We start from the raw sequence: 5,595 nt of genomic DNA, 5'->3' as shown, positions 1-5,595 counted from the left end.
CCCTTTAAGGCCTGTAAATGCGCCTTCGATAACCCCATAAGAGAATGCTGTTATATTTAAACCCTTAGTACATGACAAAACAGTTAAATAATTGAAAATCAATTAAATAATAATCTAAAGCATTTGGATAAAACCTTGATATTCAGTATATTACAGCTGATTACCACATCTTTTGTACTATACGTGAACACCAAGGTTGATAACAAATATAGCGAATTAATCCAACTGTTTAAAGAAACGACCGGACGGCATAAAGCACGGGTAAAGTGCACGATTTCAATTGTTTGTGCAATGTGCAAGTTACAAACGGTTTCGTTCGTAAAGCTTGCGCAAGGATTTGAGGGACAGGCAACCTACGTAATCGAGCCCATCGACGGGTGCAACGATTTTCGCCGAGTTTCTTATAGAGAGGCGTTTACTCGCCCGGCTGATATTTGCTCTTTTGCCCCTCTAAAACCGCCCTACCGCTTGAGCATGGACAGAACCAATTGGCAATTTGGGAGCTTGGATATCAACATATTGATGCTCAGTGTTTGTTATAAAGGCGTGGCCATTCCGCTGCTGTGGAAAACTTCTTCCCAAACGTGGGAATTCAAAATGCCACAGAGCGCCAAGAATTGTTTTGACGACTACATCGAGCTATTTGGTTGTTCGTCCATCTCTGGTTTCGTGGGCGATAGGGAATTTATTGGCGATGAATGGTTTGGGTATTTAATCCTTAATAAGGTGCCATTTTATATCAGGTTACGCGAAACATGAAAGTCCGTGTGCCCGGCAAAGGCGAAAAAAAGGTCTTCTGGCTATTCAACCATCTACGGGTTGGCGTACACATGCATTACAGTGGGTTGGTCCATTTGGGCGGAAACCTTGTCTATTTGTCAGCTATCAAAACCATTGATAAAGCCACAGGTAAAATTGAATTTGTTATCATTGCATCGTTCAACAAACAGGACCAAGCACTGATTAACTATAAGGAAAGATGGCAGATAGAAACCATGTTCCGGGCCATGAAAACAAGTGGTTTCAACATAGAAGACACACATCTCAACAAGCTTGAGCGCTTATCTACCTTGATATCCGTTGTTTCCATTGCATTTATTTGGGCTTACCTCGCTGGTATAGACAAACATGAAAAAATTGTCACAATTAAAGTCAAAAAACACGGAAGAAGAGCCTTCAGTTTCTTCAAGTATGGGTTAATTCGGATTGCTCATGCATTGTCGAACACACTGGATATAAGCGAATTTAACAAATGTGTCAAAGTTTTGTCATGTACTTAGAATTCAGGCTCTATTCAATTTGAAGATTAAAATAAACAAAGAGGAGCTATCTTTAGATTGTTCCTCTTTGTTTAGTAATCTAATCACAACAAGGTATGAAGCTATTTTTAAATTTCATTTTTTTATGTACACTCCCATTTTCATTAGCAGGGCAGATTTCAGTCAACTTGAAAGATACTGTAATAATGAACTTGAAGGAACATGTGACAATTTTAACTTCAAAGGAATTTCAGGGAAGGGGAATTGATAATGGAGGAGCTGATTTAGCAGCTGAATATTTGTATAGTTGTTTCAATAATTATGACTTGAACCATCATAAAACCAAAGAGGTTGATTCGATATATTTTCAAAATTTTATTGTGGCCAATTACGGGACTGTTAAAGAAGAGTCGTTTATTGAAGTTGATGGAAAAAAGTTCTATTCGGGAAAAGATTTTGTCACTCTTGGGTTTGGAGGTGTCAATTCTAATGAATTCTTAAATGGTCGAAGATCTTTTCTGATAACAAGACAAAGTGACCAATATTTTGTACTCTCTTCAAAGAAAACACAAGGTGAAATTCGCTTATCTTATAACAATAAACAGTTTTTGTCTGCATGTCGGGCTTTAGGTCAATATGAATTGTTCGTAAGAAACAACCCTTTATTTACACTTGATTCAGGCAAAGACTCACTAACTTTTAAAATGGTGGCATCAACCTCGTTGACCAGAGCGTTAACAAAGTATATTTCGAAAAAGCAGCACGATAAGGAGGACAGTGTGACAGTGTGCGTTATACGCGATATGAAACCCTTAAAATGCAAAAATGTAATTGGTTACATACCGGCTAAAGCCAATACCGATAGTACGATTGTTATAACAGCTCATTACGACCACTTGGGGATAATTAACGGAACACATTTTCCGGGTGCAAATGATAATGCGTCGGGTGTGTCAGTCATGTTGGAATTGGCAAGGTTATTAGCTGACAAGCATAAGTTCGGATGGAGCCCTAGCGTGAATCTTGTCTTTATTGCATTTTCGGCCGAAGAGAGTGGTTTGCTGGGATCCGGCTTTTTTGTGGACAATCCGACTATTGATTTGGCAGCCATTAAGTACGTGCTTAATTTGGACATGGTCGGAGGGGTCGGAAGGACTTTAGAAGGGCAACCGGAAATGCTTTACTTGTACAGCTCCAATTGTGTTGGGCATGACGTTATTGATTTCTTGGTTGATGGTGCGGAAAAAATGATAAACCTATCTTTCAACCTGTCGGGAAACCCTAAGTATTTAAAAGCTTCCGACCAAGCGAATTTCATTAGAAAAGGAATCCCGTCACTGTTTATATTTTCAGGTGTTGACAAGAATTGCCACAAGCCCACAGACACAAAGGATTACCTATCTTTTGAAAAGATGGCTGATTTAACTCTACTGTTAAGAACCTTGCTGGTTGAATGATATGAAATTGGGGCTTGCGAAACAATGCCGTAGGCTCGAATTTTTCATGCGGGCCTCTGCTTGCCCCTGGCAAAGCCAAGTATTTAACTTCGCTTAAAAGTAACTTGTTATTCGCAATTATGTAACTGTAATTATTCTGCTAAGCAAAACCTGCAATTTATAAAAAAACAACTGGTTTTTTTATAAAGCGAAGTTGACTATTGCACTTAGCCCGAGTTTAATCATATTAGTATATCGCTATGGCAGATAAAAACTACGTTAAAAAAAGCACAAATCACAGATTCGCGCTAACTGGTTAAGTGCGCAGTATATGTTGGTTGGTGATGGGGTTTTAATTTTCTTCTAAAAAATTTGTTTGTTCACACCCATTAGGTTAAATTGCAATATCAAATCATTGAGATGCTTCCTAACCAGAGGAGTCTCTTTTTTAACCTTAAACCCGAAGTCCCATGCTTCTATCCCGAAAAATTCAACAGTTGCAACAACTGGATCAACTTATCCGGTTAAACTGCACAGGAAGCCCATCCCAGCTTGCCCAAAAACTCGAAATCTCAGAGAGTTCACTTTTCCAATTGCTACAAACGGCAAAAGATTTAGGTGCCGAAATCAGGTATAACTCATATAGAAACAGATACGAATACATCACACCCATGCGTTTTGTTTTTGGGTTCCGGCATGAAGCGCGCATACAACTCGACACAATAAAAGGTGGCTTCTCCACGCGAAGCAAAAGTCTTTCCTCGTTTTGCCAGAAAAACCCGGGGACTCTCCTGTCTTATTTAGAGGCAATCTAAATTTTATCATTTTCTCTCACTCCAGAGTTTTTGGAGTGGCACGCCATATTTTTACTCTGCATTTAATATTTATCCCGGCCGGAAAAACAATGCCCCGGATGCCGAAAAGGGACACATGGAGTGTGATGAGTAGGTTTTGTATAACGTTTAATATTTGTATTATGAAAACTTTAAAAATTATAGAATTTGGGCGCATTCATGGTAATAGTCCTCTTACAGCAAAAGAAATGAATACAATTAAAGGAGGTTTATGCGTATGTGATTCGCGTTTTCAAATGGGTAGTGGTGTTATTAAAATTGGCAAATGTATCTGTAATGCTAACTACTAAAATATGGATTCATCTCTAAACTAAATATAGTTTAGAGATGAATTTTGTATTGCTAAAAAGAATCTCGATAAATTAAAACTATAGATGTTTTTAGGATTTTGATCTTATTTAGTAGAAGATTTCATATAGGTTTAGAATGATAATCCCTCCATAAATGATAAGTTATATTATATATGAATTTCAGAAATATATAAAAAAAACTATTTTATATATTTTTATTGTAGTTTGCTTTTCATCGTGCCAAAGTAAACGATTGGTTTTTTCAGAAATTGAAGCAGATTTAGATTATTTAAAACAGAAGATTGAAGAAATCCATCCAGATCCTTATTGGTATTTATCAGAGAATCAGTTTGACAGTTTGATTTATAGTGTGAAAAGAAACTTTTTTGAGAAAGGTAGAATCAGTCAAAAGAGATTCTATCAGCAGTTAAATCCAGTTATAGCAGAATTACAAGATGGTCACACACGATTACGAGTGCCTTCATCGATTATGCTGAGAGCATTTTTCTGGGGATCAAGAATAATGCCTGTTGCTTTCAAAATTGAAGGACAGGAGTTGTATCTGAGAGCTGATTTGCGCAAAAAAGAGTTGTTTGACAAGAGTGATAGAGTTGTTGCAATTAATGGTATTCCTACTTCAGAAATAGTTGAGAGATTATTGGCCAATAATTACGGTTTCAATTTCAGCTTTAGGGTTCATCAGTTAAATGAAACATCTATTACACGTGATTTGTGGTTGTATTACGATATGAATAGATATTTTTTTGTGGATGCAGTGAATTCTGAAGGAGAGGTGTATAGGTTCAATTTAAAAGGGCTATCACAACCAAGGTATTATCGCCGGCTGGCGAAATTTAGTGATTCGACAATCGAAACGAATGGTCTTCAAACTCTCATAGAGGGCGATAACGGTTCGTATAGTGAATCCACAGAAAAGAATTTGGCTGTAATTAGATATAAGCAGTTTGGCGGCAAGGATAAGGATTTTATTGATTCTGCTTTTGCTCTGGCAAAATCTGGAAACATTGAAAAATTAATACTGGATTTGAGAGATAACAGAGGCGGATCAACATCTGTTTATGAAACCATCGTGTCACATCTTACAAAGGATACAATCATGATGTTTGCAAATGTGGAGTACAAAATAAGTCACGAATTCCTAAGTACATGACAAAACTTTGACACATTTGTTAAATTCGCTTATATCCAGTGTGTTCGACAATGCATGAGCAATCCGAATTAACCCATACTTGAAGAAACTGAAGGCTCTTCTTCCGTGTTTTTTGACTTTAATTGTGACAATTTTTTCATGTTTGTCTATACCAGCGAGGTAAGCCCAAATAAATGCAATGGAAACAACGGATATCAAGGTAGATAAGCGCTCAAGCTTGTTGAGATGTGTGTCTTCTATGTTGAAACCACTTGTTTTCATGGCCCGGAACATGGTTTCTATCTGCCATCTTTCCTTATAGTTAATCAGTGCTTGGTCCTGTTTGTTGAACGATGCAATGATAACAAATTCAATTTTACCTGTGGCTTTATCAATGGTTTTGATAGCTGACAAATAGACAAGGTTTCCGCCCAAATGGACCAACCCGCTGTAATGCATGTGTACGCCAACCCGTAGATGGTTGAATAGCCAGAAGACCTTTTTTTCGCCTTTGCCGGGCACACGGACTTTCATGTTTTCGCGTAACCTGATATAAAATGGCACCTTATTAAGGATTAAATACCCAAACCATTCATCGCCAATAAA

Annotated in this window: 7 protein-coding genes; 6 read left to right on the top strand and 1 reads right to left on the bottom strand. The window is 37.5% G+C overall.

The window, feature by feature from the left end; genetic code table 11:
* Positions 1 to 291 precede the first annotated feature (291 nt).
* The 6 genes from ALKIM_RS18010 to ALKIM_RS0107985 all read left to right on the top strand — a co-directional run bounded on the left by ALKIM_RS18010 (position 292) and on the right by ALKIM_RS0107985 (position 5,010).
* Positions 292 to 759, top strand: coding sequence for a hypothetical protein (locus ALKIM_RS18010; protein ID WP_044117822.1), 468 nt, complete (start codon positions 292 to 294; stop codon positions 757 to 759).
* Positions 756 to 1,280 carry a transposase gene (locus ALKIM_RS19260; RefSeq protein WP_052345481.1) on the top strand — a complete coding sequence of 175 codons (525 nt, stop codon included), beginning with the start codon at positions 756 to 758 and terminating at the stop codon, positions 1,278 to 1,280. The genes ALKIM_RS18010 and ALKIM_RS19260 overlap by 4 nt, the downstream gene beginning before the upstream one ends.
* Positions 1,281 to 1,375: 95 nt before the next feature.
* On the top strand, positions 1,376 to 2,716 hold the full coding sequence (locus tag ALKIM_RS0108000; protein WP_026474179.1) for a M28 family metallopeptidase: 1,341 nt from the start codon (positions 1,376 to 1,378) through the stop codon (positions 2,714 to 2,716).
* A 449-nt stretch (positions 2,717 to 3,165) separates the two neighbouring features.
* Positions 3,166 to 3,510: a hypothetical protein gene (locus tag ALKIM_RS19255; protein ID WP_052345480.1), complete on the top strand. Its 345-nt coding sequence runs from the start codon at positions 3,166 to 3,168 to the stop codon at positions 3,508 to 3,510.
* A gap of 161 nt (positions 3,511 to 3,671) precedes the next feature.
* Positions 3,672 to 3,839, top strand: coding sequence for a hypothetical protein (locus ALKIM_RS19880; protein ID WP_157363845.1), 168 nt, complete (start codon positions 3,672 to 3,674; stop codon positions 3,837 to 3,839).
* A 154-nt stretch (positions 3,840 to 3,993) separates the two neighbouring features.
* Positions 3,994 to 5,010 carry a S41 family peptidase gene (locus ALKIM_RS0107985; protein WP_026474178.1) on the top strand — a complete coding sequence of 339 codons (1,017 nt, stop codon included), beginning with the start codon at positions 3,994 to 3,996 and terminating at the stop codon, positions 5,008 to 5,010.
* Here the strand turns inward: ALKIM_RS0107985 and ALKIM_RS19250 are convergent.
* Positions 4,999 to 5,595: transposase (locus tag ALKIM_RS19250; RefSeq protein WP_044117821.1), on the bottom strand; the 597-nt coding region annotated here is incomplete at its 5' end. The genes ALKIM_RS0107985 and ALKIM_RS19250 overlap by 12 nt on opposite strands.

The organism is Alkaliflexus imshenetskii DSM 15055, assembly GCF_000517065.1.
Lineage (GTDB): Bacteria > Bacteroidota > Bacteroidia > Bacteroidales > Marinilabiliaceae > Alkaliflexus > Alkaliflexus imshenetskii.
Note: the sequence above shows the minus strand (reverse complement) of the source record. Positions and strands in the feature narration are given on the sequence as shown.

What these genes read in the sequence shown, in the direction of transcription:
- ALKIM_RS19255 (WP_052345480.1), top strand. Translation starts at nt 3,166, where the DNA reads ATGCTTCTATCCCGAAAAATTCAACAGTTGCAACAACTGGATCAACTT.
- ALKIM_RS19880 (WP_157363845.1), top strand. Translation starts at nt 3,672, where the DNA reads ATGAAAACTTTAAAAATTATAGAATTTGGGCGCATTCATGGTAATAGT.
- ALKIM_RS0107985 (WP_026474178.1), top strand. Translation starts at nt 3,994, where the DNA reads ATGATAAGTTATATTATATATGAATTTCAGAAATATATAAAAAAAACT.
- ALKIM_RS0108000 (WP_026474179.1), top strand. Translation starts at nt 1,376, where the DNA reads ATGAAGCTATTTTTAAATTTCATTTTTTTATGTACACTCCCATTTTCA.
- ALKIM_RS19260 (WP_052345481.1), top strand. Translation starts at nt 756, where the DNA reads ATGAAAGTCCGTGTGCCCGGCAAAGGCGAAAAAAAGGTCTTCTGGCTA.
- ALKIM_RS18010 (WP_044117822.1), top strand. Translation starts at nt 292, where the DNA reads ATGTGCAAGTTACAAACGGTTTCGTTCGTAAAGCTTGCGCAAGGATTT.